The following is a 25,157-nucleotide window of genomic DNA, read 5'->3' on the forward strand; positions in this document are numbered from 1 at the left end:
ATCTCTCCTTCATGTATAGGATGATCCGATTTACGTTTCAAAGGCGTATAAAACAAAAAAACCTTTATCCCGAAAATCGGCGATAAAGGTATCTACCCAGAAATAGGCTGTAGGAATAAGCACCTTTACCGAATCGGCAAAGGTCTCGCAAACAACTTTCGTTGCCAACAAAGCCGGAGACACGTTCGTGTCACGAATTGACGACTTTGCTGCGACTGCTACTCCCCTTTACTTGAATACATGAATTATAGCATGGCCGTTTACCACCGCCAATAGACTTTCAAAAATTTTACATTCACTTTACATTTCTTTTTTTCTTCCTCCAAAAATAGAGCCATAGTCCAGCTGCCAGCAGCACGACGACAGCCCCCCACAGGAAAGGCCTCTGCATAAATGTCTGATCTGCAGCCTCACCTTCACTTGGAAGCATTCCCTCAGCAAGCGTATCAGACCCCGTTTCGCCCGGTGGAGGCGCAGCTTTCGGAGGATATCCGGCCCCTAGCTCGGATAGCTCCTTGCCGGCGGCGGTGAGCGGCTTCGTTCCGTCACAAAGCCCTGTTATCAGCCGGCCCGACTCCGCGGACGCGAACACCAGATATTCGCTGCCTACGGCAAACTGGTCATAACCGCAGCTGGCCGATGACATGGCCGTGGTAAGCTCCGTTACGGGGTTCAGCTCACCTTTCCATATTTCCGTTACCTCTAACGTAACATGAACCGGATCAGCCGAGGACATGACCTGCTTCCGCGGCGGGCCCGCGATCTGAGTCACCTTGCCTGCGAATATCGCTGCGCTCCGTTCCAGGCTTTCCGCAACCTCAGGCGGTCCGGCACATGAGCAAGCAAATACGTCGGATGGTTGTATCGTATACAGGCTGACGAGCAAGAGCAAACAGCTAAGCATGATCATAACCTTGGATTTTCTCATCATGGGTCACCTCAATCCTTAGACGGCCCTTCCCTCTAAAATGTTCCAGCTCTATCCATAAATGCGCCGATCCACTCCAAAAATGAGGGAGGGATAACGGCGCATTTCGGCTGCCGATCTAAGGAAGCACCCCCGCAAGAAGCTGCCAACGTCATGAACTACTTGCTGGCGATGATCAGGTAGTGACGATCCGTGGGATACCGGATTCCGTCAACCTGCAGCCCTGCTTGCTCCAACATAGCCTTTAGCACCTGCGGGTCAACCCGGTTCGGCCTCGGAACCCGCTTCTCGGACGGGTCTTCCTGCCATTCCAGACACAAGCAGCGCCCGCCTGGCCGTAACACTCTTGCGATTTGGGAGATCGACTCCTCCAGCTGGTCGGTGATGTGAAGGATCAAGGAGGCGATGACTCGATCCACGGTTTCATCCTGGAAAGGAAGCTGTTCCAACACGCCTTCCATGACCTTCACATTCGTGATTCCTTGTTCCTGTGCACGCCCGCGCATCATGTCGAGCATGGCTGGCTCGGTATCCAGCGCGTAAACGGTGCCTGTCGTTAATGAGGCTGCCGGTATGGAAAAATAGCCGGTGCCCGCCCCGATATCCAGCACATCCACCTCGCCATTCACCTGAAGCATCTTAAGCAGCGAAGAAGCCGGCAGCTCTTTTTTCCTTTCCGGACTTTCCAATCGCTCGATGAGTGACGGATCAAAACTCTCTTTCATGTTATCGCTCTCCTCCTCGATGAATCGCATTTCATGGCATGTTGCAATATGTATTTGTATCAAATGTGATAAGGAATCCTCCCTGTGGGTCTACCATACCTTTGATTGGGAACGATGTAAACCGGTTCGTTGATCTATAACGATTACCGCCGATCCTCTTCCGCTAGGCATGTCTCAGATAGCCTCTTGATGCTACGCGAACTGTACGAAAGAACCATGCAAGAGATCGTTGGATTGGAATAGGAACTGCGGCCATAATAAGGAGTTGAACCAGAAAAGGGCATTTCCCTGATCATGTTGACCATGGAAATGCCCCGATTCGTTACTCGCCCTTATCCTCAATCCATACCTGCCCTGCCAGAAAATCGGCAAGATGAACGGCCTCGATGCCGCGTTGTTTCCCGGCACGCTCGATGCCCCACTTCATCTGCAGCAGGCAGCCCGGATTCGAGGTCACGATGACCTCGGCCCCTGTTGCCTCCACATGCTCCATCTTATGATCGAGCAGCGTTGTCGACATTTCCGTCTGGGTCAGATTGTAAATGCCTGCAGACCCGCAGCATACCTCTGCCCCCTGAAGCTCGCACATGTCTACGCCCGGAAGCTGCTGCATCAGCTGGCGAGGCTCTCCTTGCACCCGCATGACGTTGCGCAGATGGCAAGAATCCTGGTAGGTGACCTTGACGGTCTTATTCGCGCTTTCCGCTTGAATCGGCGTAAGCGGCCGTCCCGGGCTGCTCAGCAGCTCCGAGATGTCCTTTACCTGTTCTGCGAAACGAACGGCCGCTTGCTGAAGCCGCTCATCCTGTTCGGCATGCATCAGATGATCGTATTCCTTCAGCAGGGCGCCGCAGCCCCCCGCATTGCTTGCAATGTAATCCACGTTCGCTTCCCCAAAAGCCCATATATTCTGGCCGGCCAGCTGTTTGGCATCGTCCATTTCACCGGCATGGGCATGCAGCGCACCGCAGCATACCTGCTCCTCCGGAATGACAATCTCGAACCCGGCCTGGCGCAGCAGCCGCACGGTGTTCACGTTCGTAGAAGCAAACATGACATCCATAATGCAGCCCCGGAACATGCCGACCCGGCCGACCTTGGCCCCGGACGCGGGGATCACCATAAGCTTGGAACCGCTCCCTGTCGTCTCGCGGCGGTAGGGTAAGCCGGCCTTGCCCCACAGTTCTTCCAGACCATCGCCCGTTACGTCAGGCAGCGCCTTTTCCAGCTGCTGAAGATGGTCGGGAAGCAGCTTCATGGCCCCGGAGTTGCGCGCAAACTTCTGCAGCCCGGATTTCTGATAGAACGAAAGCGTCTTGCCGATCAGCTTCAGTCTTCCGCGATGCGGGAAAATCCCTTGCAGGAACGTCTTGCGGACGACTCGTACCGGCAGCGAATAAGGCTTCTCCGCCGCAATGGCCGCCCGGGTCTGCTCGATCAATTGGCCGTATTTCACGTCGGACGGACATGCCGGCTCGCATGCCCTGCACCCCAGACAGAGATCCATTTGGCTCCGAAAGCTCTCATCCGGTTCCATCAAACCATCAACAACCGCTTTCATGAGGGCGATCCGCCCGCGTGGGGAGGCAGCCTCGAGCCCGGTTTCGATGAATGTCGGACATGCGGTCTGACAGAACCCGCAGCGCATACAGTTCGTCAATTGATCCTCGTCCAGCGTCAGCTTCAGCGATTGTGCAAGCTTCTCATGGGTTGAATTCATGCGCGATCGCCTCCTCTCACGATGTTTCGATCTTCCGATCCTGATCCTGATCCTGATCCGAGGCTGAGTCCCGCCCAGCTTGCTCCGTCCGCTCCTGGAATACGATGCGCTTTCGGGTTTCCGCAAACAGCTTGCCCGGATTCATGATCTGGTGCGGGTCGATTGCATCCTTGATGGATTTCATCATCCGGATGCCGGCTTCCCCCACCTTCCATTCCAGGTAAGGCGCCTTCACGATACCGACGCCATGCTCGCCGGTAATCGTGCCGCCCATGGCAATCGCCGCCTCAAAGATTTCGGCGAATGCCTCTTCCACGCGATGAATCTCTTCCGGGTCGCGGGCATCCGTCATCGCGGTCGGATGCAGATTGCCGTCCCCGGCATGGCCAAACGTGCAGATCTGCACATCGTATTTCTGGGCAATGCGCTGAACTTCAAGCACCATGTCCGCAATCTTCGAACGCGGAACCGTTGCGTCCTCCAAGATCGTGGTCGGCCGCAGACGGGACAGCGCAGCGAGCGCGCTCCGTCTCGCCTCCATCACCTTCGCCCCTTCTTCCGGGGTCTTGGCGATATTCAGCTGCACCGCGCCGGAAGCAAGACATATCTCCTCCAGCTTCTTCAGATCCCGCTCCACATCCTCCACGCTGCCGTCCTGCTCGATCGCCAGCATCGCTTTGGCGTGAACCGGGAGCCCGATTTTGGCAAAATCCTCAACCACCTGAAGAGTCGGCTGATCCATGAACTCCAAGGTGCACGGGAATATATGATTGGCTATAATGTTGGATACCGTTCGAGCCGCCGCTTGAAGGTCATCATATACAGCGACCATGGCCTTTCTGTATGAAGGCTTCGGAATTAACTTCACCGTGGCTTCCGTCAGTATGGCTAACGTTCCGCCCGATCCCACCAATAATCGGGTCAAATCATACCCGGCGGCATCCTTCACCAGCTTGCCGCCCGTGCGCAGGATACTGCCGTCCGGCAATACGGCCTCCAGGCCGAGTACGTAATCCTTGGTCGTTCCATACTTCAATCCGCGCAGCCCGCCGGCTCCCAAGGCAATATTGCCGCCCATCGTGCAGATGATCATGCTGCTCGGATCCGGAGGATAGAACAGCCCCGTCCGCTCGACCGCCAGATGAAACTGCTTTGTATTCAGACCCGTCTGGAAGGTCGCGGTTAGATTATCCGCATCGATCTCCAGCAGCTTGTTCATACGGGTCATAACCACGATCAGACCGCCCTGAAGCGGGATGGTGCCGCCGCACAGATTGCTGCCCGCTCCCCGCGTAATAACGGGTATCCGGTGCTTCGAGCAAATTTTGACGATGTCGGAGACCTCCTGCGTGCTTCCAGGAAAGATAACTCCGTCCGGCATCGCTTGATACAGCGGCGTAGCATCATAACTGTATGAGACGAGACTTTCCGGATCATCCTTGAACCACTTCCCGCCAACCACGGCGGCCAGCTGCTCGCGAATGACAGATTCCAGCATGTTGTTTCTCCCCCTCCCCTTTACGGGTTTGACTACTAAGATAATCCCTTTACTTACCGCCAAATCGCTGCCTAACATTATCTATGTGCCAACGCCTGTTACTTCCGTTTGCTGGCTTTAGTGAATGGTCTATGGCAGCGCCAGCTTTCCCATAACGGTCGGCCTGCGAGCACCGGTTGCCGCTGGCAAATGGTTAGGAACGCCGAGCATGAAATCATTGCCCAGCAGCGCAAAAATCACGGCTTCCTTGGCATCGTCATCGAAGCCCAGTGCCTTGGAGGTCATGACCTTCTGCTCCGGCAGCAGCTCCCCTAACATCGAGAGCAGCGTCTTGTTATGAGCCCCTCCACCAGTTACGATCACCTCATCCATTCTGTGGTGAGGAAACACATAGTTCACATAGCTATCGGCAATGGAATGCGCCGTAAACGCCGTGGCGGTGGCCATCACGTCCTCATCCGAGAGGCGCCTGAGCCTGGCTTGCTCCAGAAAAGAAACCGCATAGTTGTGACCGAACAGCTCCCTGCCCGTTGATTTCGGCGGCTCTGCTTGAAAATAGGGATGCGCCATCATCTCCCTTAATAAGACCTGATCCGGGTTCCCCCGAGCAGCCCATGTGCCGCCCTCATCATAGGATAATCGCCCTTCGGTCAGCATATGGGCCACCGCATCCATGATCATATTGCCGGGTCCGGTATCAAAGGCCATCACATCCGAAGGATCCGCCCCTGCGGGCAGCGCCGTACAATTACCGATCCCGCCGATGTTCTGCAGCAGCCTCCCCCGCTCCGGATGCCGAAACAGGATCAAGTCTCCGTAAGGCGCAAACGGCGCCCCTTGGCCCCCAACCGCCATATCCGCGGGCCGGAAGTCTCCTACCGTAAGTTTGCCGGTGTGCTTGGCGATAACGGAAATATCGCCAATCTGTAGAGTCGAAGCGACAGCATAGGGATCCCCTTGTTCGGGTACGGGCTGATGCCAAATCGTCTGTCCATGAGAGCTTACCAAATCCACCTCATCGATTCGCATGCCGGCATCGGCAACCGCTTCCAGGACTGCGGCTCCAAACTGATACCCCAAGTATGCATTCATGCTGCAGACAGCAGCGCTGTTCGAATTCTCCTCACTGCACAAATCGCGCAGCCGCTGACGGAGCTCCGGTTCGTAAGGCTTGCTATAGTAATGCAGCAGCTCAACCGATGCCTCGAAACCGCTTCCCTGTATGCGGACGATGGCCGCATCAATGCCGTCCAGCGAAGTACCGGACATCAGGCCGACCACAATGGCCGGCCTGCCCTCCTTCCATGGCGAGAACATCATATTTTACGCCTCCCCGTACAGCAGATACGGAGCCCGCATCGTTCTCCACTGCTCCGCGTCCTTGCCCCACTCCGCAACCAGACGCTGGAGTCCGGCTTCTTCGTGGATGTGCCGGCGGACATCCTCGCTTCCCGTCAGCAAATCAATGAAGTACCGGCTTCGCCCTTCCGGCGGGCTAAGCCACTGGAACTGATCCGGGTACATCCGGCTGACAAGATGCAGGAGCACAAGCCCTGTGCGCACAGCCTCTACTTCTGCCGGATGGGTCACAAACAGCATGACCCCGCCGCAGCCTTCGCCCTGATGCTTCGAGAAGGTAGGGGTCATGTACATGGAATGGGCATGGACGCCGGGCAGTCCGTATGCGTTGAACGCCTGGGCCAGCTCCTCCCCGTTGACCCATGGAGCGCCGATCCATTCAAACGGCCGGGTCGTCCCCCGACCTTCCGAAAGATTGGTCCCTTCGAAGAAACAGGTCCCGCTGTACAGCCGCACCGTATCCATCGTGGGAATGTTCGGCGAAGGCAGCACCCACGGCAAGCCCGTGTCGGTATATTCCATGCCGCGCGTCCAGCCTTCCAGCCTAATGACATCCAGATCGCAGCCGGTTCCCCGCATGTCATTGGCCATGCGCGCAAATTCGCCGATGGTCATCCCGGTGTTAATCGGAATGTGCCATCCGCCCACCATGGATTCATATCCCGGCTTAAGGAAACCTCCTTCGCAGCGCTCGCCGCCCAGCGGATTCGGTCGATCCAGGACAAGCAGGCTCTTGCCATGTTCGGCGCATGCCTCCATAACATACAGCAGCGTCGTCATATACGTATAAAAGCGCACGCCAAGATCTTGAATGTCGAAGATGACCGTGTCCACGTTCTTCAGCATGTCAGCATCCGGCTTGCGCCGCGAACCGTACAGACTGTACACCGGCACGCCGAATACCGGATCCACTTCGTCATCCACGTGCTTGCCTGCCTGCAGCTGGCCGCGCAGCCCGTGCTCACAGGCGAACAAAGCCGTCAGTTCCGACTCTGGCAAGCCTGCAACCACCTCGATAGATGAACGAAAATCCGACGTGAGCCCCGTCGGATTCGTAATGACGCCAAGGCGACGACCCGTGATTTTCTCGTGCTTGATGCCCGGCAGCACATCAATGCCGCTTCGCACATTGACTTTTATCATATGCTCACACCTCTCGCTTCGGAGGCTACCACACCGTCTTCCGCCGGCTTGGCCTCTTCCGGATTCAGTACATTATACGTAACCTTATGCTGGTATATGGCCCACATGCCGTTAAATAAGAATCCAAAGCCAACAACCGTGACGAGCAGCGGAATGGCGACGCAGAAGGCTTGGAAGCACGCGCCCAGCGTATAGGCCGGAAACTTCAAGAACAGCTTGACGCTGTGCGCCATGGCCTTGAAGATCCCCATCCCTTCCTGAAGGACAAGCTGAAAGGTGTAGAATTGGGAGATGAGCGCCATGATGACAAAATAGGTTTGGAACACGCCGATCGCAAGATAGCCGATCCCTTCTTTTCCCCCGTAATACCACCAGGTGGACCATAGGATCAATGTCATCACGACGAAGAAGAAACCCATCACGACGGCGGGGCCAAGCCCTTTCAGCGCACCTTGAAACACGTCCTTCAGTCTGGACCTGCCCCGCTCCGTCTTGCGGTGATAGGCATAACAAACACCATAGAAGAGCGGCATATACAGAACCGGCAGCAGCACCAGCGCTGCCCACAGCGGAACGAACATGACCACCGTCACGAGCACCAGTGAGGTAATCATGCTGTACAAGGCCACCGCCGTAATCTCACGGTAAATCTCAACCCCGGTCTTCTTTAACACATCATTCAGCTTGCGCATAGCTTTCCTCTCCTCTTCGTCGTTGTTTACCAATCGATACGCTGCTCCGTCTCAGGATCGAAGAAATGCACTTTATCGAAATTGAAAATGAAGGTTTTGTCCATGCCCGGATAACCCGTCGTTTCCGGATGAACCTTCGCGGTCACGGTCCGGTTGCCTACGCGGAAGTACACCAGATTCTCCGAGCCGAGATGTTCAACGACCTGAACCTTGGTGGAATATTTGTAATCCAGATTGGTTGTGCCTGGCATATCCTCGCCGGTAATATGCTCGGGGCGAATCCCCAGAATCAGATGCCTGTTGTCGTATTTGCTTAGGGCACCTGCCATCGAATCCGGAATGGTGAATGTCCCGCCTTCCATCCGGAGAACATTTCCTTCCTTCTGCACGTCGATGAAGTTCATTGGCGGGGATCCGATAAAGCCGGCTACGAACATATTCTGCGGATTCGCATACAGCTCGGTCGGTGAGGCGATCTGCTGGATAATGCCGTTATTCATTACAACGATACGCTCACCGAGGGTCATCGCTTCAACCTGATCATGCGTGACGTATACGATGGTAGCTTCCAGGCGCTTGTGCAGCTCGGACAGCTCTACCCGCATTTGCACGCGAAGTTTCGCATCCAGGTTCGACAGCGGCTCGTCAAACAGGAACACCTGCGGGTCGCGCACGATCGCCCGCCCTACCGCAACACGCTGACGCTGTCCGCCGGACAGCTCGCGCGGCTTCCGGTCGATCATCGACTCCAGGCCGAGTATGGAGGCTGCCTGCGATACCTTTTGCTCGATGTAAGCCTTGGGCTTCTTCAGGTTCTTCAAACCGAAGGAGAGGTTCTCGCGGATCGTCATATGCGGATACAGCGCATAATCCTGGAACACCATGGCGATGTCGCGGTCTTTCGGATGCAGATTGTTGACCACCCGGTCGCCGATGATGATGTCGCCGGACGTTTGACGTTCAAGCCCCGCAATCATGCGCAGCGAGGTGGTTTTGCCGCAGCCGGACGGACCGACGAATACCACGAACTCTTTATCATTGATCACAAAGTCCGACCCCGCTACAGCGGTAAACGTCCCTTTGTTGTCGTCTACAAATTCTTTTCGTATATTTCGGAATTCTACGCGTGCCATAACTTTGCCTCCTTCTAGCCTTTAACGGCTCCAATGGTGATGCCTTGCAGGAAATAGCGCTGAAGCGAGAAGAACAGGATCATCATCGGCAGTGCCGCGACGGTTGCTCCAGCCATAAGTGCGCCGAAATCGGTCGTGTCCGCATAGACAAAGGAAGCAAGACCGACCTGAATCGTCCTCATTTCCGTCGAGTTGGTCACGAGGAAGGGCCAGAAGAAATCATTCCATGATGCAACGAACGTGAATATCGCAAGCACGGCAAGACCCGGCTTCGCCATCGGAAGAATGACCTTCCAGAAGATGCCGAATTCGCCGCAAGCGTCGATGCGCGCCGCATGTATCAAAGAGGTAGGCAGCGATGACATGTACTGCTTCATCAAGAAAATGTTGCCCACGCTTACGATTCCGGGAAGAAGAATCGCCGTGTATGTATTCCCGAGATCAAATACGTCGATCATCAAAATGTAAAGCGGAATCAGCGTCACCTGCGCCGGGATCATCATCGTGCTGAGCAAAATCCAGAATACCGCTTTGTTCCCCGGAAACTTCAGCTTCGCAAAAGCATACCCTGCGAGCGAAGCCAGGAATACGTTGGTCACCGTTAGGATGGATGAGATCAATAAGGAGTTAAAGAGCCACCTCATGACGTCGGTTTTGCCAAAAAAACGCTCGTACGGGGCTACGGAGAATACCTCCGGTATCATTTTCGGGATAAACGATGCCGCTGACTTGGTGTCCTGTACAGAGCCGATCAGCATCCAGTACATCGGAATGATCGTCAGAACGCTCCATACCACCAGGATGACCGAGGCCACAATCAGCATGATCACTTTTGATCTTGATTTCATAGGTGCACCCCCTTAGCTTCAAAAATAGGCCTTAGTACTCCACGTCGGACGAGAAGTATTTGAATTGAATGATGGAAATGACAATAATCAAGGCAGCCAGGACAAAAGATTGCGCCGCCGCAAGTCCGAATTCATAGAAATTGAACGCCGTGCTGTAAATCAGATAGGCGATGGTTGTCGTCGCGAAGTTCGGTCCGCCCTGCGTCATCAGGTACACCGAGATAAACACCTGGAAAGACGTAATGACGCCCGTCACCAGCAGGTACAGGGTGGTTGGTTTCATCAGCGGCCACGTAATGCGCCAGAATTTGGACCAACCGCTGGCATGGTCGATGTCCGCGGCTTCATAGAGCGATTTCGGAATCCCGCCCATGGCGGCCAAATAGAGAATAATGCCCGCGCCATGCGAACCGAGCCAGTTCATCAGAATGAGCGAAAAGAGCGCCGTGTTCGATTTGCCGAGCCATATGACCGGATCGAATCCGAACAAACCGATGAAACGGTTCAGCAGCCCGGCTTGGGTCGGATCGTAGATCGCGAGCCATACCACCGAAATGGTGACCCCGGAGGCAACGGCCGGCAAATACATCGTAGCCTTGAAGAAGGTCTGCCATTTATTTTTCATCTGAAAAATAAAAAAGGATAATGCATACGTAATGACAATGTTGACCGGAACGGTACCGATCGTGAAGATGACCGTATTCCTCATGGATTTCCAGAACACTTCATCCTGTACCATCCGTGTGTAGTTGTCTGCTCCAATCCATTCGGAGCCCATCACGCTGTATTCCTGAAAACTCATCAGAAAAGCGGAGGCGACAGGGTAGAGCGTGAATATCAAAAACAACAGTACGGGAGCCAGAATGAATAAATACGCCCATCCATATTCTCGTATGTACCCCTTCATGGGGGGACGTGATGGCCGGGCTTGCGCCGGGGCAGTCTGCATTTGATTTCCTCCTTTGCGCACAGGTGAAGTATTTTCATGAAGCCTTATTGAGCCTGGAGCAATTGGTTTAAAAAGGGAGTGCCCCGATCGTTCCTGCTAAGGACAACGGGACACCCCCTTATAACTTCAATTACTGTCCTAAAATTTGTTTGCCTTTGTCCTTGAAGTCTTGTGCGATCTGCTCCGGCGTCTTCTCGCCCGAGAACAGCGCTTGAATGTTCGGCTTCACCACTTGCTCCTTGAATTTCTTCTGGTTGCCCGAAGCATCCGCATCGAGATTCAAAGTCACCGGAATTTCCTTGAAGTTCGCGAAAATTTCCGCTGCTTTAATAGTAGATTCCGTACCGAGCCCTTTGCCTTCATAAAACTCCGCTTGGGATTTACGAACGAAAGGCAGCACCAGTTCATTCGCGGAATTACCGGCTTTCGCGCCGCTCAGTCCTTCCATGATCAGGAACGTGTTCTTTGCATGCTCTTCGCCTTTATCCTTCTTCTGTTTGAATGCTACGTAGCCTTCGCCAAACATGGAGGTCTTGCGCTCAGCCCCGTCATTATGCGGAACCGGCAGCAGGACGAAGTCGATTTTCGCGCCTTGGACCGTACCGCTGTCAATATCCTTCGCGCGGTTCTGCAGCATCACGTCATAGTAAGGGATCGCCTTGGACACGATCGCGGCTTCCTCGGCATAGAACAGGTCCATCCGTTTCGCCGGCGTAATCGCGGCAGTCTCGGCAGGCAGATGTCCGGCTTTCATAAGATCGGACACGAACGTCATCGTATCCAGGATCCGCTCGTCATTCCATTGGAATTCGCCTTTGTCGTTCAGAACGTCAGGCATGCCGTTGCTGCGCGTCAGCATTTCCATGAAGTCCAGGGAAGTACCGTCCGTCACCAGCGCATACTGCGTATTGCCGTTCGGAAGTTTCTTGGTCAGCTTCTCGGCAGCAGCCTTGAACTCGGTCCAAGTCCAGCCGTTCTCTTGAATAGCCTTCCAGTCGATGCCTGCTTCTTCGAGAATCTTCTTGTTGCCGCCCCAAGCCCAGAGGGATTGGTACAGCGGGAGACCATACTGCTTGCCCTGGATTTGGCCCAGCTCAAGCGTTCCCGGCAGGTAGTCGTTCTTGATTTCATCCGTAATATAAGGGGTCAGTTCCAGTGCCAGGCCCGTATCCACATAAGCTCCATCCACCGCGTGGAAGTATAGGTCAGGCGGGTTGCCGGCATTCAAGGCGACGTCGAACTTCTTCGGGCCTTCCGCCCAGGAGAGCACTTCGGTTTGTACGGTAATATGCGGATATTTCTCCTTCAAATCCGCCACATGCTCTTTCAATTCATCTTCGTATTTACCATGTACCGGATAAGTCCAGACAACGACCGTGTCCTGCTTCGGCGCAGCTTCGCCGTTTCCTTCCGAAGCCGTCCCGCTTCCGCCTTCCGGTGCCTTCGCTCCGCCGGAACCGCCGCAGGCCGCGGTAAACACGAGCATCAAAGAAGCCAACAATGTAAGCCAACCTTTTTTCTTCATGTACTACTCCCCTTATCATTTATATATTTGTGGTTTCGCTATGAACTACAACCGCTTGATCGCTCGCCGGCTTTCATCCAGGTATTTCACTGAATTCTCGTAATTCCGGCTGGCGACGCCAAGATATAAAATATCGATAAGATTAAGCTGCGTAATACGAGAGGACATCGCGCCACTGCGAATCTCGTTCTCCGTCGAGGAGGTGTACAAAGGGATGTCGACCGATCGGCTCAAGGTAGAATCGCCATACTTGGTAATGCCAATCGTCTTGCATCCCTTCTCCTTGGCAATGGCTGCTGCGCGGATCACCTCGTCCGTTTCACCGGAATAGGAAATGCATACGGCCGCATCATCCGGAGTCAGCAGCACCGCCGAGGTGAGCTGAACATGAGGGTCCGGAAAAGATATGCATACCTTATTGATCCGCAAAAATTTCTGTTGGGCATCCATCCCGATCAGATTGGAAGCCCCTACCCCAAACATGAAAATGCGCTTCGACTGATCGAGGGCCAGAACGGCCTCTTCCACCATCCCTTCCTCCATAATCTTCATCGTATCCCGAATCGATTGAATGTTATTGTTCGAGACGTTCTGTATAATTGCAGAAATACTGTCATTGGGCCGGATATCCTGATATCCGGTGGCTAATGGCTCCTGCAAGTCTCCGGCTACCTTCAGCTTCAGATCCTGATAGCCTTTGAATCCCATCGTTTTGCACAGGCGCACAATCGCTGCCTGACTGGAGCCGCTTCGGACAGCAAGATCCGCCACCGACATTTGTATCATCTCTGCCGGCTCCTGCAAAATGAAGGCTGCAACCTTGCGCTCGGACGGATTTAATGAATCATACACCTCGCGCAATCGAACCAATCCGCCGTTCATTTCTTGCCCCCCTTTTCAAATCATCCTCTGATGGTCACTACTATGTAATATTACTTTACACATCTTGAATGAAAGCATGACTGGTATCGCTTTCACTATCAGTGGATTGAGTTTATTATAAATTGTATGAAATTATATTTCAATACATAATTCATTATTTAAAATTTTATTTTACAACACCTGGTTTTTCTCCTATACTGGATATAGAAAGCGAAGTGGTTCAATATGGAAATTTTTATCGGTGTCGATGGCGGCGGTACAAAGACCGAAGCAACCGCTATCAATAACGCTGGAGAAGTGTTGTCCCGTTTTACCGGAGGTTCCACCAATCCTTACATTGTAACATTCGATAAAGCGATGGAGGAACTCCGAACCGTGTTGGATGAGCTCCTGTCCCCCCTTTTTAATAAGTCGTTTTTATTAACATCAATATGTCTTGGTATGTCAGGTATAAGTTCGGTTGAGGAGCGGCAACGTGTACAATCTCACCTGCATTCCTACTTCCGGCAGCGGCAGCTCTCGCTGCGTATTTACATGCGTTCGGAAGCCGAAATTTCATTGATGGCGGTACTGGGGCGTCAGCATGGAATACTCGCAATCTCAGGAACAGGCTCCAATACCTACGGCATCACCCAATCGGGAGACATCCACCGCGTCGGTGGTTGGGGACATCTTCTCGGAGATGAAGGCAGCGGTTATCAGATCGGACTTCAGACTCTGAAATCCGTGATCAAGAGCCATGAAGGCATAACGCCCCCCACCCTCATGAGCAGCCTGATCGTTGCATCCTACCCGATCCGGCATATTACCGACCTCAAATCTTACATTTACCAGCCCGCTATAACGAAACAGGATATCGCCTCCTTCGCCCGCTGCTGCATCGAGGCAGCCGACGCCGGCGATGAAACGGCACTACGCATTATCAGGCAGCAGGCCGAAGAGCTGGCCGATACCACTTGCGCGCTCATTCGACAGAACGCCGAATTCGCCGAGAGCGAGCTTGTGGGAATCGGCTCGATTTTCAAGCATTCACGATGGTTCCGGGAGACGTACACCAGCCTTATGCTTACACGTTACCCCCTGCTCCGTTTCCCTGAAGGAAACCGTGAGCGAACGCCCGCGCAGGGCGGGGCCCTGTTGGCCTGCAAGCTATTTACTGACGGCGTCTCTGACTTGCTGTAGCTTCCACACATCAGTGCCCGTCCATATTCCAAGGCAAAAAAGGAGACCTGTCTCATGACGAATATTCTAAGTCAATTGACAACCGAACAGCCTCATGAAAATACCCAGAACATTGATCAGTTGAGCTCGGAACAAATCATGATCCTCATCAACAATGAGGATAGCCTGATCACCGATGCGATTCGCGAACTCATTCCTCTGATAGCCAGGGCAGCCGATCACGTCGTCGAAGCTTTCCAGAAGGGCGGCAGATTGTTTTACATCGGTGCGGGGACCAGCGGTCGCATCGGGATTCTGGACGCATCCGAGTGCCCGCCTACCTATGGAACGGACCCGTCCATGGTGCAGGGGTTGATTGCCGGCGGCTTCAAGGCCGTCAAAGAGGCCATCGAAGGCGCTGAGGATAGCGAAGAGCTTGGCGAGCAGGATATCAATGAAAACGGTATCAACGAGAAGGACGTCGTTCTTGGCATCGCTGCAAGCGGACGCACGCCGTATGTCCTTGGCGCCATGAGACGCGCCAAGGAAAGAGGGGCCGTTGTTATCGGTCTGTGCAACAATTACGAATCGCCGATGCATCAGTATGCCGAATTCGTGATCGAGGCCGTCGTAGGCCCTGAGGTCATCATGGGCTCCACGCGCATGAAGGCCGGCACCTCTCAGAAGCTGATTCTGAACATGCTGACGACCACCGCCATGATTCGGATCGGCAAGGTGTACAAAAACCTGATGGTTGACCTCAACCCGTCGAACAATAAGCTGGTCCATCGCGCCAAGCGCATCATTACCCTGGCAACGGGAGCATCGGAGGAGGCCGTGGAGAAGGCCTACCATGAAGCCGGCGCCCATGTCAAAACCGCGATCGTGATGCTGCTTGCCAACGTCAGTGCCGCGGAAGCCTCCAAGCTTCTTGACGGTACCAGCGGGTTTGTGCGCAGCGCGATCGATATGAAAACAACGAAATAACATAACGTGTGCTTATGTGCGAACTATGGCACCCATCGTGAAATGTTAAACGGGATATCCCAGGTCCGGTCGATCTGGAGGATATCCCGTTTATTTGTTTGCCAGCCTTGGACCCTTATGTACGGATAGACGTCACCTTATTGATGGGCCGACGGGTTTCATCGTTCATGGATGCCCGTTCTGCCCCATCGGATCGTTCGCTTCAGCCCCTCGCGAAACCTGGACTTCTTGTAAACAACCGTGGGTTCATCACTCCTTGCCCGATGCCCAGCCGACCTGTTGTTCGCTCCATTCCCACAGGCGCGCAGCCAGCTTCGGATCCCTTGCCTTCTCGGTCGTTTTGGCCGGTTTGCATTTGACGTAATATTCCCCTGTTACATGCTCCACTTCAGGGCTTGACGCCAAATAAATCGCTGTCCGGGCTCCTTCGAGCGGGGTTAAGAAGAACGGACGAAGCAGCTTGTGGACGGCTTTGCCGAAGCCTGTATCCCGGTTCACGCCGATGCTGGTGCTAACGGCGCCGGGATGAAGCGCATTAACCGTTATCCTTGTCGGCTGCAGCCTGCGGGCCAGCTCTTTGGTGAATAAGATGTTAGCCAGTTTGGACTGCGCGTAACCCTTGGCCACATTGAATCCCTTCCCAAGATTTGGATCATCGAAGTGGATGCTGCCCACCTTGTGCGCTCCGGAGGAAACGTTTACGACCCTCCCCTGCCGGGCACGCTGAAGGGGCTCCAGCAACTCGTTCGTTAGCAAAAAATGCCCCAGATGGTTGACTCCGATCATCGCTTCGAATCCGTCCTTCGTCAGTTCCCGCTGAATGGTGACCACGCCGGCGTTATTCACCAGAACGTCAAGCTGCTCGTATTTGGCCTTATATTCGGAAGCAAATGCCCTAATGCTGTCAAAAGACCCCAAATCCAGCGACATCAGCTCAATGTTCGAGCTGCCGCTCTCCTGCTGCGCCTGCCGAAGAGCCGCTTCGCCCCTGGCTTGACTACGGCAGGCCATAATCACGTGCGCTCCGCTTTTTGCCAGCTCCGACGTCGTTGCCAGGCCCATGCCGGAGTTGGCCCCTGTTACGATGACGATCTTTCCTGTCATGTCATTCATCCCGCTGACCTCCTGTTCGTATCCTTCTACCATTGTAATAAAAAAAACGTCTATCGACGTACTTTCTCAGAAGACAGACCGCATTTAGAGGAAGTTTTTCTTGCGGGATTAGGATGGTAAGCCTCTGAAGTTTATACTTTCTTATCTCTAAAAAAAAGTCCCGCCACCAACATCGATCTGGAGACGAGACTTCAATTACGTACTAAAGAAAGCTTATGCCAGGCTTATACGCCTCAAGCACCGCCGTTCATGGCGAGTATGATCGCAGCCAGTCCGAAGCACAGATTCAGCAGGCACAGGAATACCAGCGTCTGCTTCTGGTTGAGCCCTGTTGCCAGCAAACGATAATGGGCCTGGGAAGCATCGGCCTGATAGATCGGCTTGGATTGAAGCATTCTGCGGATGACCACGATGATATTATCGAAGATCGGCACGCCCAGCGCAAAGATGGGAACGAACAAGGACGCCAGGGTTGCACCCTTAAACGCGCCGTCCAGAGCAATGATCCCAAGGATGAACCCGAGGAAGGTAGCGCCGGCATCCCCCATGAACACTCTGGCCGGCGGCTTGTTGTACCTTAAATATCCCAGCGCGGCTCCTACGAGTATGACGGCGAGCAAGGCGGATTCGCCTCGGCCCATCGTAATCGCGACAACAAACAGCGTACCTCCGGATATGGCGGATAGCCCTCCTGCCAGACCATCGATGCCGTCCGAGAAGTTAATAACCGTCGTAACCCCGAAGATCCACAGAATCGTTAAGATCAGCTGCAGCCATTCCGGCAAGTTAATATAGTGACCCGTAAACGGATTGTTGAATCCTTCGAACGCGATGCCGTAGCTGTATACAACGACGGCTGCGCTGACCTGTACAATGAGCTTCGGCAGCGAAGCCAGCTCCTTGCCCTGGGACTTATACCAATCGTCCACGAGGCCGATCCCAAGAATCAACGCGCTACCGATAAAGATACCTACAGCTTCCCTTGAGATGGTACCTGTAAGCGCAAAATAAGTGATGAAAAATCCGATGAATATGGCGACTCCCGCCGTCAGCGGTATCGGCTCGCGGTGTATTTTCCGCTCGCTGTCCGGCCTTGGCTTGTCCACAAAATCAATCTTGATCGCAAGTTTGCGAAATGGCGGAATCAATACCAACACCAGCACCATGGATATGACAAACGCTGCAAAATAGAGCATGGTTTCCTCCCAATGAATGATGAATAATGGAGAACATTGCAATCTAAGTATATGACTTATAGCGAATCCTATCAACCTATCAAAAAGAAAAAGACCGCCGCATCCGTAGAATTTCTACTTAGCAGCAGCCCTTTTCGGACTCATCGGTTAAGACTCCTTCTTCACCGCAAGCCCAATGATCATAACGATAAGTGCCAGCAAAGCAATCAACTGATCGATGGTCATGGCCAAAAGCCTCCTTGAATGGCAGGATGGCTCTTGCCGGACTACGCATCTCCCTCTCCCGTTAAATGCCTTACGTTTTCCCCATTACCATCCTATGAGGGTTCATCCCCCGTTTATGACGATAACCGCCAAAAAACCTGCCCCGTTCAGATAACTTTCGAGGGCAGGTTTGCATCTCACGCAGGCACGGGGGAAGAGCAGCGCACAAGGTGCTAGGTACTCATTCCGGACAGCGTACGAGGCACTCATTCCAAACAGCGCCAGCGTTCAGGTTATGGCTCGCTTCGGATCGAAGTTCGCCTTATTCCGTCACGATGTCATAAATCAATACAGGCGCATCCGCATGATCAGCGATTCGAATGCTTTCATACAGCTTCTGCTTCACGTCGTCCACGTTCTCGCGGTTGGCATGGATCGTGACAAGGGAATCGCCCTTCTTCACGGTATCGCCGACCTTCTTGTTCAGCATCAGGCCTACCGCCAAATCAATTTCGGATTCCTTCGTCGCGCGGCCGGCCCCGAGCAGCATCGCTGCCGTACCGATCTCATCCGCTACCAGCTCGGCGACAACGCCGTCCTGCTGTGCGGGAAGCTCAATGAGATACTGTGCCTTCGGCAGACGGTCCGGATGATCCACCACGGACGGATCTCCGCCCTGGTTCTGGATGAATTCCTTGAACTTCTCCAGTGCCTTGCCGTTGCGAATCACCTCTTTTAGCTTCTCTTCGGCATCTTCAAGCGAGTCCGCCTTCTGGGCCAGGTACACCATCTGTCTGCCCAGCGCCAGGCACAGCTCTTCCAGATCCTTCGGACCCTCGCCGCGAAGCGCATCGATCGCTTCCTGCACTTCCAGCGAGTTGCCGATCGCGGCCCCAAGCGGTTGGCTCATATCGGAAATGACCGCCATCGTTTTGCGGCCGACGTTGTTGCCGATGCTGACCATGGCGTGTGCCAGTTCCTTGGCATCCTCCACCGTTTTCATGAACGCGCCTGCGCCGGTTTTAACGTCCAGCACAATCGCATCCGAGCCGGCGGCAATCTTCTTGCTCATGATCGAGCTTGCAATCAGTGGAATGGAATTGACGGTGGCCGTCACATCCCGGAGCGCGTACAGTTTTTTGTCCGCCGGCGTGAGGTTCCCGGTTTGGCCGATGACGGCGATTTTATGTTGATTCACAAGGTTCACAAATTCGTCTTTGCTGATCTCCACATGGAAGCCTTCGATGGATTCCAGCTTGTCGATCGTTCCTCCGGTATGGCCTAGGCCGCGTCCCGACATCTTCGCTACCGGAATATCCAGAGCCGCTACGAGCGGAGCCAGCACCAGCGTCGTCGTGTCCCCTACGCCCCCGGTGGAATGCTTATCGACCTTGATTCCCTCAATTGCGGACAGATCAATCGTTTCGCCGGAGTTTACCATCGCCATCGTCAAGTCCGCCCGCTCCCGGTCGGACATGTCCTGGAAATAAATCGCCATGTTCATGGCGCTCACCTGATAGTCGGGAATATCTCCCTTGGTATATCCGTCGATAAAGAAATTGATCTCTTCTGTTGTCAGTTCCTTGCCGTCGCGTTTCTTCGCAATTAAATCAACCATTCTCATCGTACATTCTCCTCACTGTTTGCGATGATTGTATTCCTTCCACGGGAATCACTACAAATACGGACTGTTCTTCCGATCGCCGCTGCCCCCAGATTCCTTGATTATTGGAATCCGTGGGCAAAGGTGACGGGGTCGCTTCTCCAAAACAATTCCGCCTTCTGCGCTCAGGGCAGTTTCTTTACAATGAAATCGCCGTATCCAGCGCGACTTCCATCATCTCGTTAAACGTCGTTTGCCGCTCCTCGGAAGAAGTCTCTTCCCCTGTGAGCAAGTGATCGCTAACGGTCAGGATCGTCAGGGCATTCACGCCGAATCGTGCCGCGATCGTGTAGAGCGCCGTCGTCTCCATTTCCACGCCGAGCACGCCGTGCTGCATCAGCTTCTCCACGACGGATTTGTCCTCGCGGTAGAACACATCGGACGTGAACACGTTGCCGACATGCATCTTCAGGCCTTTCTCCTTGCCTCGCTCATACGCGCCGAGCAGCAGCGGGAAGCTGGCAATCGGGGAGAAGTCATAACCGTTGAAGTGGTGACGGTTCATGCCGGAATCCGAGCAAGCCGCCTGGGCCAGAATGACGTCGCGCACCTGGACGTGCTCCTGCATCGCGCCGCAGGTTCCGACGCGGAACAGGTTTTTGACGCCATATTCCCGAATGAGTTCATTAACATAAATCCCGATGGAAGGCACGCCCATGCCCGAACCCTGAACGGAAATGCGTTTTCCTTTATAGGTTCCCGTAAATCCAAGCATCCCCCGCACTTCGTTGTAGCAGGTCACGTCCTCCAAATACGTCTCGGCAATGAATTTAGCCCGCAGCGGGTCGCCTGGCAGAAGAATCGACTCCGCGATATCTCCCGGTTTCGCTCCAATATGTGTACTCATGTCCCATTCCTCCACTTGTTCGATTATTTCAAGTCATTCAAAAAGCTGGTTCCGTGCTCCGGCAGCTTCACGCCGAAGTTGTCGGCAACCGTGGCGCCGATGTCGGCAAAGGTCTTGCGAAGCGGCAGTTCCTTGCCTTCCGCAAAGCGAGGGGAATATACAAGCAGCGGCACGTATTCTCGCGTATGGTCCGTGCCCTTGTAAGTAGGATCATTCCCGTGGTCTGCCGTGATGATCAGGAGATCGTTCTCCGTCATTCTTTCGAACACCTCGGGGAGGCGCCGATCGTAATCCTCCAACGCTTGGCCGTATCCTTTCGGATCGCGACGGTGTCCGTACACGGCATCGAAATCCACGAGGTTAAGGAAGCTCAGACCCTTGAAGGATTCACCCAGGGTTTGCACCATTTTATCCATGCCGTCCATATTCGATACGGTTCTGACAGCCTTCGTAATGCCTTCGCCATCATAAATATCGGAGATTTTCCCGAGGGCGATGACGTCAAGACCAGCATCTTTCATCTCGTTCATCGTGGTACGTCCGAAAGGCTTCAAGGCATAGTCATGCCGATTCGCCGTACGCTTGAAGCTCCCTGCCTCGCCAATAAAAGGACGGGCAATGATCCGGCCGAGCATATAAGGATCTTCCAGCGTAATTTCGCGGCAGAACTCGCAGATTTCGTACAGCTCCTTGAGAGGAACCACATCTTCATGTGCAGCGATTTGAAGCACGGAATCGGCAGAGGTATAGATGATCAAGGCCCCAGTTTTTACATGCTCTTCGCCAAGCTCTTCGATAATCTCCGTTCCGCTGGCCGGCTTGTTGCCGATAACCTTCCGTCCGGTTTTCTCTTCGATGCGCTGAATCAGCTCGTCAGGGAACCCGTCCGGGAATACGCGAAATGGCGTATCGATATACAAGCCCATGATTTCCCAATGGCCTGTCATGGTGTCTTTGCCATTCGAAGCTTCCTGCATTTTCGTATAGTAAGCCCGAGGTTGATCCGTTGCAGGGACGCCCTCGATCTCCCGGATGTTGGACAGCCCGAGCGCTGCCATGTTCGGCATGTTCAGCCCGCCGCATTCGCGGGCGATATGCCCCAGCGTGTCGGAGCCGATATCGTCGAAATCAGCCGCATCCGGTGCTTCCCCGATTCCCACGGAGTCCAATACGATCAAGTGAATTCGGTCAAAACGTTCCATATTCATTGCTCCCCCTCATATATGAGTTTTTCAATCAAACTATCCATAAGGCTCGCTTGTAGTAGTTCGTTTCCTGCCAGGCTTACAGGAACAGTCCGGTAATGGTGGCCGACAGCACGCTTACCAGTGTCGCCCCGTACAGCAGCTTTAAGCCGAAGCGGGCCACCACGTTCCCCTGCTTCTCGTTCAGGCCTTTGACCGCGCCGGCAATGATGCCGATGGAGGAGAAGTTGGCGAAGGACACCAGGAATACCGATACGATACCTACGGTTCGTTCGGACATATTCGTGAAGTTGGCCAGATCAAGCATCGCCACGAACTCATTCGATACCAGCTTGGTAGCCATGATGCTGCCTGCATCCACCGCCTCTTTCCAAGGCACGCCCATCACAAAAGCGAATGGAGCAAAGATGTAACCTAACAGCTCCTGGAAGGTGATTCCGAAAATCATATCAAAAATGCCGTTGATCATTGCGATCAAAGCAACGAAGCCGAGGAGCATCGCCGCAACGGTAATCGCGACCTTGAAACCATCCATGATGTATTCGCCCAGCATTTCGAAGAAGGATTGCTTCTCCTCCTCCTGGACCTCCAAAATATCCTCTTCCTTCTCCACCTTGTAGGGATTGACGATGGAAGCAATGATAAATCCGCCAAACAGGTTCAATACAAGCGCGGTCACCACATACCGCGGCTCGATCATGGTCATGTATGCGCCGACGATCGACATCGATACCGTGGACATCGCGGAAGCGCAGAGCGTATACATGCGGTGCTTCGGAATTAAGGCGATCTGTTTTTTGACCGAGATAAACACCTCGGATTGCCCCAGGATCGCGGAAGCTACCGCATTGTAAGACTCCAGCTTACCCATGCCGTTGACTTTACTCAAGACGAGGCCGATATATCTTACGATAAACGGCAGTACCTTAATATATTGAAGTATACCAATCAACGCGGAAATAAACACGATTGGCAGCAGGACATTCAAGAAGAACGGACCTGCACCTTCATTGGCAATGCCGCCAAATACAAACTCGATTCCGGCTCCGGCATAGCCAAGCAGCGCTTCAAACGTGCTGGCTATCCCTTTAACAAGATACTCGCCGATGCTTGTGTTCAGCAGAACGAATCCAAGGATCAGCTGCAGCACAATCATGACGACCAGCGGGCGATAACGAATGTTGCGCTTATCATTGCTGATAAGGAACGCAAGACCGAATACGACCAGCAAACCTAGTATGGCGATTAGAAATTTCATCGTCGATGTTCCCCCATAGGTGAATTTTTTTGATAGATGGCATGGCTACCGAATCATTGAAAACCTTATACTCCAATAAACGATTTAGTAGGAAGAGCTGGATTGGCCGCCCTCCATAATTTTCACGCCGGAGCTGGCTCCGATACGCGTTGCGCCCGCTTCAATCATGCGATCCATGTCTTCCTTGCTGCGCACGCCGCCGGAAGCCTTAACGCCCGTGTTCTCACCGACCGTCTTGCGCATCAAGGCGACATCCTCCGGAGTAGCTCCGCCCGTGGAGAATCCTGTGGAGGTTTTGACAAAATCGGCTCCGGCTTTCACGGACAGCTGGCACGCACGCACCTTTTCTTCTTCTGTCAGAAGGCTTGTCTCAATGATGACCTTGACCAGGGCTTTGCCCTTGGCTGCATCCACGACAGCCTGAATATCTTGCTGCACCAGCTCATCGTTCCGGTCTTTCAGCGCCCCGATGTTGATGACCATATCAACCTCCGTAGCCCCGTTAGCGATGGCATCCTTCGCTTCAAAAGCTTTTACGGCCGTCGTGTTAGCTCCCAGCGGGAAGCCGATAACGGTGCATACTTTGACGCTCGTGCCCGCAAGCTGCTCAGCACAGTAGGATACCCAAGTCGGGTTCACGCAAACCGAAGCAAATCCGTACTTTTTGGCCTCATCCGTAATTTTCGTGATCTCGGCCTGGGTTGCATCCGCCTTCAACAGCGTGTGGTCGATCATTCCTGCTATATTCATCTGGTTAAAACACTCCTTATATTGTTTTATGCAATCTTGTAAAAGCGCTATCATAACGCTTAATCCTTTAGACGGGACCATCATATCATAGCCTTGAACATATGTAAAACATATATTGAAAATATGTTCATTCCGATTTATGGCAATGATATTTATCATTGTTCGCTGAAGAACTATTCATCATTCAGGAATAATCTAACAATTCACGCCGTTTACTATGCTCTATACCCTGTCAGCGTAAACATAAACAGAGAATCGGCCTCCCATGCGGCTTGGGGAAGCTGATTTCCAATACGCAATAATACGCAAAAAAACACCCCATCCAGACAGAGGAAGCTGATTGCCGCTTCGACCTTCCGGAACGAGGTGCCGTAAAACTGCACAATATGTTGGACATTTCATGGAAGCAAGGCTTGCGCCGTAAACTGGTCCGTTACCAGGATGTTTGCATACTTGCCGATCAGCGCAGCTCGGATGGCCTCCACCTTGCGCTGCCCGCCTGCCACGAGAATCGATTTCTCCTTGTGGCGCAAATCGTCCAAATCTATGCCCACCGTACGCTTGTTAATATCCTCGCTGCACACCCTGCCCTCCGCATCGAAAAACCGGGAGCAAATATCTCCCGCGCCGATCCGCTGGAGCAGCTTCTGTTCTTCCTTGCTCAGATAACCGAGCCGGAACAGCAGGGCGTCTTCATGAACGGTACCCACCGTAAACATGGCGATATTGGCTTGTTTGCCTAATTGGATGATCCGCTGGATATGCCGGTCCCTCTCCACCATTTCCTTCAGCTCCGTGGTGTCGAAGATGACCGGCAGCGGCAAATATCTCGCCATCGTGTGGTACGCCTCGGCGAACAGATTGACGATCTCGGCGGCATACGTGTTCACATGCGAATGGCTGACGCCGCCTTTCAACTGCACGACCTCGACGCCCCGAACGGGCTTCTGCTGCAGCTGAAGCGCCACGGCATGCATGGTCGTTCCCCAGGTAACGCCGATGATATCCGCATCCTGGACCGTTTCCTGCAGGTAATCGGCTGCCTTTTTGCTGATATGCTTCTGGATTTCGCGGTATTCGTTGACGGGAGAATAACTCACCTGCACGTGTTCCAAACCGTAAGCCTTCTTCACCCTTTCGGCCAAAGCGCCCAGGTCCTCGAGAGGGTCCACGATGCTGATCTGCACATACCCCTGCTCCTTGGCGTGCTGAAGAAGCCTGGAGACCGTAGGGCGGGAAACGCCGAGTCTCGTGGCGATATCCTGCTGGCTGTAATCCGACATATAGTACAATCTTGCCGCCTCAATGCTGAGGCGCTGTTTATCCTGATCCATGATCCAACCCACTTTTATTATGTCGTAATCGAATTGG

Annotated in this window: 22 protein-coding genes; 2 read left to right on the forward strand and 20 right to left on the reverse strand. The window is 53.6% G+C overall.

Features of this window, described 5'->3' with window-relative positions:
* Positions 1-295 precede the first annotated feature (295 nt).
* From GYMC10_RS27870 to GYMC10_RS27925, 12 genes are all read right to left on the reverse strand, one after another.
* Positions 296-931, reverse strand: a complete 636-nt coding sequence (locus GYMC10_RS27870; RefSeq protein WP_015737545.1) for a hypothetical protein — start codon at positions 929-931, stop codon at positions 296-298.
* Between the two features lie 155 nt (positions 932-1,086).
* On the reverse strand, positions 1,087-1,653 hold the full coding sequence (locus GYMC10_RS27875) for a class I SAM-dependent methyltransferase (RefSeq protein WP_015737546.1): 567 nt from the start codon (positions 1,651-1,653) through the stop codon (positions 1,087-1,089).
* Between the two features lie 322 nt (positions 1,654-1,975).
* Positions 1,976-3,373, reverse strand: coding sequence for a (Fe-S)-binding protein (locus GYMC10_RS27880; RefSeq protein WP_015737547.1), 1,398 nt, complete (start codon positions 3,371-3,373; stop codon positions 1,976-1,978).
* Between the two features lie 16 nt (positions 3,374-3,389).
* Positions 3,390-4,871, reverse strand: a complete 1,482-nt coding sequence (locus GYMC10_RS27885; RefSeq protein WP_015737548.1) for an FAD-linked oxidase C-terminal domain-containing protein — start codon at positions 4,869-4,871, stop codon at positions 3,390-3,392.
* A gap of 129 nt (positions 4,872-5,000) precedes the next feature.
* The gene (locus tag GYMC10_RS27890) at positions 5,001-6,191 is read right to left on the reverse strand and encodes an anhydro-N-acetylmuramic acid kinase (protein ID WP_015737549.1); all 1,191 of its coding nucleotides are present in this window, start codon (positions 6,189-6,191) and stop codon (positions 5,001-5,003) included.
* Between the two features lie 3 nt (positions 6,192-6,194).
* Positions 6,195-7,373: a DUF1343 domain-containing protein gene (locus GYMC10_RS27895; protein WP_015737550.1), complete on the reverse strand. Its 1,179-nt coding sequence runs from the start codon at positions 7,371-7,373 to the stop codon at positions 6,195-6,197.
* A complete protein-coding gene (locus tag GYMC10_RS27900) occupies positions 7,370-8,065 on the reverse strand; it encodes a hypothetical protein (protein WP_015737551.1) in 696 nt (231 codons plus the stop codon). Before GYMC10_RS27900 ends, GYMC10_RS27895 begins: the two co-directional genes overlap by 4 nt.
* A 26-nt stretch (positions 8,066-8,091) precedes the next feature.
* Positions 8,092-9,198: an ABC transporter ATP-binding protein gene (locus GYMC10_RS27905; RefSeq protein ID WP_015737552.1), complete on the reverse strand. Its 1,107-nt coding sequence runs from the start codon at positions 9,196-9,198 to the stop codon at positions 8,092-8,094.
* A 14-nt stretch (positions 9,199-9,212) separates the two neighbouring features.
* A complete protein-coding gene (locus GYMC10_RS27910) occupies positions 9,213-10,046 on the reverse strand; it encodes a carbohydrate ABC transporter permease (RefSeq protein WP_009590118.1) in 834 nt (277 codons plus the stop codon).
* Between the two features lie 31 nt (positions 10,047-10,077).
* Positions 10,078-10,995 (reverse strand): carbohydrate ABC transporter permease, encoded by a 918-nt coding sequence (locus tag GYMC10_RS27915; protein ID WP_009590108.1) that lies wholly within the window; start codon positions 10,993-10,995, stop codon positions 10,078-10,080.
* 130 nt (positions 10,996-11,125) lie between these two features.
* Positions 11,126-12,520: an ABC transporter substrate-binding protein gene (locus tag GYMC10_RS27920; protein WP_009590111.1), complete on the reverse strand. Its 1,395-nt coding sequence runs from the start codon at positions 12,518-12,520 to the stop codon at positions 11,126-11,128.
* Between the two features lie 45 nt (positions 12,521-12,565).
* On the reverse strand, positions 12,566-13,402 hold the full coding sequence (locus GYMC10_RS27925; protein WP_009590115.1) for a MurR/RpiR family transcriptional regulator: 837 nt from the start codon (positions 13,400-13,402) through the stop codon (positions 12,566-12,568).
* Between the two features lie 225 nt (positions 13,403-13,627).
* Between GYMC10_RS27925 and GYMC10_RS27930 the strand changes: the two genes are divergently transcribed.
* Both GYMC10_RS27930 and murQ read left to right on the forward strand, forming a co-directional pair.
* On the forward strand, positions 13,628-14,584 hold the full coding sequence (locus GYMC10_RS27930) for a BadF/BadG/BcrA/BcrD ATPase family protein (RefSeq protein WP_015737553.1): 957 nt from the start codon (positions 13,628-13,630) through the stop codon (positions 14,582-14,584).
* A gap of 54 nt (positions 14,585-14,638) precedes the next feature.
* Positions 14,639-15,550, forward strand: coding sequence for an N-acetylmuramic acid 6-phosphate etherase (gene murQ, locus GYMC10_RS27935; RefSeq protein ID WP_015737554.1), 912 nt, complete (start codon positions 14,639-14,641; stop codon positions 15,548-15,550).
* A 249-nt stretch (positions 15,551-15,799) separates the two neighbouring features.
* Here murQ and GYMC10_RS27940 read toward each other — a convergent pair whose 3' ends face one another.
* From GYMC10_RS27940 to GYMC10_RS27975, 8 genes are all read right to left on the reverse strand, one after another.
* Positions 15,800-16,663 carry an SDR family oxidoreductase gene (locus tag GYMC10_RS27940; RefSeq protein ID WP_015737555.1) on the reverse strand — a complete coding sequence of 288 codons (864 nt, stop codon included), beginning with the start codon at positions 16,661-16,663 and terminating at the stop codon, positions 15,800-15,802.
* A 233-nt stretch (positions 16,664-16,896) separates the two neighbouring features.
* A complete protein-coding gene (locus tag GYMC10_RS27945) occupies positions 16,897-17,859 on the reverse strand; it encodes an MraY family glycosyltransferase (RefSeq protein WP_015737556.1) in 963 nt (320 codons plus the stop codon).
* Between the two features lie 526 nt (positions 17,860-18,385).
* Positions 18,386-19,687, reverse strand: a complete 1,302-nt coding sequence (locus tag GYMC10_RS27950; protein WP_015737557.1) for a pyrimidine-nucleoside phosphorylase — start codon at positions 19,685-19,687, stop codon at positions 18,386-18,388.
* A 178-nt stretch (positions 19,688-19,865) separates the two neighbouring features.
* A complete protein-coding gene (gene deoD, locus GYMC10_RS27955) occupies positions 19,866-20,573 on the reverse strand; it encodes a purine-nucleoside phosphorylase (protein ID WP_015737558.1) in 708 nt (235 codons plus the stop codon).
* A gap of 23 nt (positions 20,574-20,596) precedes the next feature.
* Complete coding sequence (gene deoB / locus GYMC10_RS27960; RefSeq protein WP_015737559.1) at positions 20,597-21,775, reverse strand: phosphopentomutase; 1,179 nt, start codon at positions 21,773-21,775, stop codon at positions 20,597-20,599.
* A gap of 82 nt (positions 21,776-21,857) precedes the next feature.
* A complete protein-coding gene (locus tag GYMC10_RS27965; protein ID WP_015737560.1) occupies positions 21,858-23,036 on the reverse strand; it encodes a NupC/NupG family nucleoside CNT transporter in 1,179 nt (392 codons plus the stop codon).
* Positions 23,037-23,120: 84 nt separating this feature from the next.
* Positions 23,121-23,786, reverse strand: coding sequence for a deoxyribose-phosphate aldolase (gene deoC, locus GYMC10_RS27970; protein ID WP_009589523.1), 666 nt, complete (start codon positions 23,784-23,786; stop codon positions 23,121-23,123).
* 398 nt (positions 23,787-24,184) lie between these two features.
* Positions 24,185-25,120 (reverse strand): sugar-binding transcriptional regulator, encoded by a 936-nt coding sequence (locus GYMC10_RS27975; protein ID WP_015737561.1) that lies wholly within the window; start codon positions 25,118-25,120, stop codon positions 24,185-24,187.
* Between the last annotated feature and the right edge of the window lie 37 nt (positions 25,121-25,157).

It is taken from the genome of Paenibacillus sp. Y412MC10, from assembly GCF_000024685.1.
Lineage (GTDB): Bacteria > Bacillota > Bacilli > Paenibacillales > Paenibacillaceae > Paenibacillus_AQ > Paenibacillus_AQ lautus_A.

Excerpts from the sequence above, each read along its gene's own strand:
- GYMC10_RS27870 (WP_015737545.1), bottom strand. The coding sequence starts at position 931 with ATGATGAGAAAATCCAAGGTTATGATCATGCTTAGCTGTTTGCTCTTG.
- GYMC10_RS27875 (WP_015737546.1), bottom strand. The coding sequence starts at position 1,653 with ATGAAAGAGAGTTTTGATCCGTCACTCATCGAGCGATTGGAAAGTCCG.
- GYMC10_RS27880 (WP_015737547.1), bottom strand. The coding sequence starts at position 3,373 with ATGAATTCAACCCATGAGAAGCTTGCACAATCGCTGAAGCTGACGCTG.
- GYMC10_RS27885 (WP_015737548.1), bottom strand. The coding sequence starts at position 4,871 with ATGCTGGAATCTGTCATTCGCGAGCAGCTGGCCGCCGTGGTTGGCGGG.
- GYMC10_RS27890 (WP_015737549.1), bottom strand. The coding sequence starts at position 6,191 with ATGATGTTCTCGCCATGGAAGGAGGGCAGGCCGGCCATTGTGGTCGGC.
- GYMC10_RS27895 (WP_015737550.1), bottom strand. The coding sequence starts at position 7,373 with ATGATAAAAGTCAATGTGCGAAGCGGCATTGATGTGCTGCCGGGCATC.
- GYMC10_RS27900 (WP_015737551.1), bottom strand. The coding sequence starts at position 8,065 with ATGCGCAAGCTGAATGATGTGTTAAAGAAGACCGGGGTTGAGATTTAC.
- GYMC10_RS27905 (WP_015737552.1), bottom strand. The coding sequence starts at position 9,198 with ATGGCACGCGTAGAATTCCGAAATATACGAAAAGAATTTGTAGACGAC.
- GYMC10_RS27910 (WP_009590118.1), bottom strand. The coding sequence starts at position 10,046 with ATGAAATCAAGATCAAAAGTGATCATGCTGATTGTGGCCTCGGTCATC.
- GYMC10_RS27915 (WP_009590108.1), bottom strand. The coding sequence starts at position 10,995 with ATGCAGACTGCCCCGGCGCAAGCCCGGCCATCACGTCCCCCCATGAAG.
- GYMC10_RS27920 (WP_009590111.1), bottom strand. The coding sequence starts at position 12,520 with ATGAAGAAAAAAGGTTGGCTTACATTGTTGGCTTCTTTGATGCTCGTG.
- GYMC10_RS27925 (WP_009590115.1), bottom strand. The coding sequence starts at position 13,402 with ATGAACGGCGGATTGGTTCGATTGCGCGAGGTGTATGATTCATTAAAT.
- GYMC10_RS27930 (WP_015737553.1), top strand. The coding sequence starts at position 13,628 with ATGGAAATTTTTATCGGTGTCGATGGCGGCGGTACAAAGACCGAAGCA.
- murQ (WP_015737554.1), top strand. The coding sequence starts at position 14,639 with ATGACGAATATTCTAAGTCAATTGACAACCGAACAGCCTCATGAAAAT.
- GYMC10_RS27940 (WP_015737555.1), bottom strand. The coding sequence starts at position 16,663 with ATGAATGACATGACAGGAAAGATCGTCATCGTAACAGGGGCCAACTCC.
- GYMC10_RS27945 (WP_015737556.1), bottom strand. The coding sequence starts at position 17,859 with ATGCTCTATTTTGCAGCGTTTGTCATATCCATGGTGCTGGTGTTGGTA.
- GYMC10_RS27950 (WP_015737557.1), bottom strand. The coding sequence starts at position 19,687 with ATGAGAATGGTTGATTTAATTGCGAAGAAACGCGACGGCAAGGAACTG.
- deoD (WP_015737558.1), bottom strand. The coding sequence starts at position 20,573 with ATGAGTACACATATTGGAGCGAAACCGGGAGATATCGCGGAGTCGATT.
- deoB (WP_015737559.1), bottom strand. The coding sequence starts at position 21,775 with ATGGAACGTTTTGACCGAATTCACTTGATCGTATTGGACTCCGTGGGA.
- GYMC10_RS27965 (WP_015737560.1), bottom strand. The coding sequence starts at position 23,036 with ATGAAATTTCTAATCGCCATACTAGGTTTGCTGGTCGTATTCGGTCTT.
- deoC (WP_009589523.1), bottom strand. The coding sequence starts at position 23,786 with ATGAATATAGCAGGAATGATCGACCACACGCTGTTGAAGGCGGATGCA.
- GYMC10_RS27975 (WP_015737561.1), bottom strand. The coding sequence starts at position 25,120 with ATGGATCAGGATAAACAGCGCCTCAGCATTGAGGCGGCAAGATTGTAC.